Consider the following 1732-nt stretch of genomic DNA (forward strand, 5'->3'; position numbering starts at 1 on the left):
GACATTTATATCAAGCTCTACCGCCTTGCCTTTCCTGGACTTCCCGATTTCCTGGGTAGCGAGATATTCTCTGATCAGTGCCTTGTCCTGCGCCTGAATCGCAACGAGGTCTTGGCCGGTGGCGGGGCTTACCAGCGGATCATCGTCGCCTTGAGGCACAAGAGCTTTCAGCTTCGACTGGACCTCCCAAACCCACGCCAGCGCAAAGTGGTCGCCGGCAGTTTCTGCCGAATACCGGCTACGACGGACTCCCGACCTGACGGCCGAGCAGTACTCCTTGCGCGCCTGAGTAAGCTGGGTGTGCAGTGCTTCATACGCGTACAAGGCGATGTTCTGGGCGGGAGAAACGCCGACGAATGTCGCGCACTCAATGATTTGGCCTTTTGCAGAACACCACGTCCGGCGGCGCAGGGTTGTGCAGCTGAATGCGTCTGCTACAGCGATGCTCAGCTGCTGATCCCACGCTGGCCGACGCCTGGTGCGGAACAGGGCCGACTCAACCTCACCGACGTCGCTCAACTTCACATCCATTTCGGTCAGCCGGTACTCGCGCATCAATGCCTGGGCCTGCCGGAGTGCCGTTGCAGCTTCGTTCTCGTTGGCGCTTTGAGCCAGTGCCAGGCAATGCTTGATCTTGCGGATCGCGCGCTCGAGTTTCTTTTCGTCGATCTGTTGTGCGGACATATGGGAGCCTCGCCGGCTGGCGTTATTGATTGATATGAGTTATATGCTTAAAACAAAACCGGTTGCTTGGGGGGTAAATGAAAGTAAATATAGTTTCCACGTTGCGTTGGCTCAACGTAAATGCGGAGCCGGGTATATATGAAATGATGCCTGGGGTCTCTTTAATTAATGATCCAAAACTTATAAAAAATTTCCTTGATGCACCTTTCAAGTATTTTGTCGGACATATTGAGCATAATCATCTGCTCCGTGCTGATCATTTAGTAGTATGTAGGCCGGAAGAAGTTTCTATTTGGAAGGGGTATGACCACAGCGAAACTTTGCTACTTACATGGCTGGTATGGCTCTCCATGATTATTGAAGACTCATGGTTGGTGAAAGATAATGCGATAGGATGTGAGCTAGCACACTGTCATCTCAACAATGAAGGTCAGGATTTTTGGACTAGTAACGGATTGTATTCAACGCTGTCGAAGGCTAATGGCGACGCCTTGATGGACACTACGTTCAACGCTTTAGAAATAAATCAGTGGCGAGATGTAAGTTTTGAACTTAGAAGTCATATCCATGACAGGGGGTTTAGCATGTTCAACTCACCTGTTTCAAAAAAAAGCACTCGGTTTGACCGCTTTCTCAACTTCGTAACGTCTTCGCGTAAAACTCAATATCCATCTCTGAAAATTGCACAAATATGCAGTGCGCTAGAAAGTCTTTTTTCAACTAGTACAGGTGAATTAACGCACAGGCTTTCTGAGCGAGTTGCTCACTTTCTAGGTGGTTCAGCAAAGGATATGGAGGCTCGATACCAATTCATGAAAAAGGCCTATGGGATTCGCTCTCAGGTCACTCACGGTTCTCACATAAAGCAAGCAGATATTGATGCTTCACTTTCTATAAGCCAAGGATTGCAAGATATTTGCCGGGAAATTGTCTTTGTAATTTTGCGTGACTCGAAAAAACAAGCGGTTGTGTATGGGACGAATGAATTCATTGAGGATTATTTTCGAAAAGAACTGTTCAGATAAAGTAATACTGCACCGCCTGAGCT

At 48.4% G+C, this 1732-nt stretch carries 2 protein-coding genes; one reads left to right on the forward strand and one right to left on the reverse strand.

Annotation, left to right across the window (positions count from 1 at the left end; genetic code table 11):
• On the reverse strand, positions 1 to 684 hold a 684-nt coding region (locus GIW04_RS30480), incomplete at its 3' end, for a DUF2786 domain-containing protein (RefSeq protein ID WP_236479587.1).
• A gap of 77 nt (positions 685 to 761) precedes the next feature.
• On the opposite strand from GIW04_RS30480, the gene GIW04_RS30485 reads away from it, so the two are divergent.
• Positions 762 to 1709 (forward strand): HEPN domain-containing protein, encoded by a 948-nt coding sequence (locus GIW04_RS30485; protein WP_147412298.1) that lies wholly within the window; start codon positions 762 to 764, stop codon positions 1707 to 1709.
• Positions 1710 to 1732 lie beyond the last annotated feature (23 nt).

The organism is Pseudomonas sp. PA-4-8C (genome assembly GCF_021606625.1).
GTDB lineage: Bacteria > Pseudomonadota > Gammaproteobacteria > Pseudomonadales > Pseudomonadaceae > Aquipseudomonas > Aquipseudomonas lactis.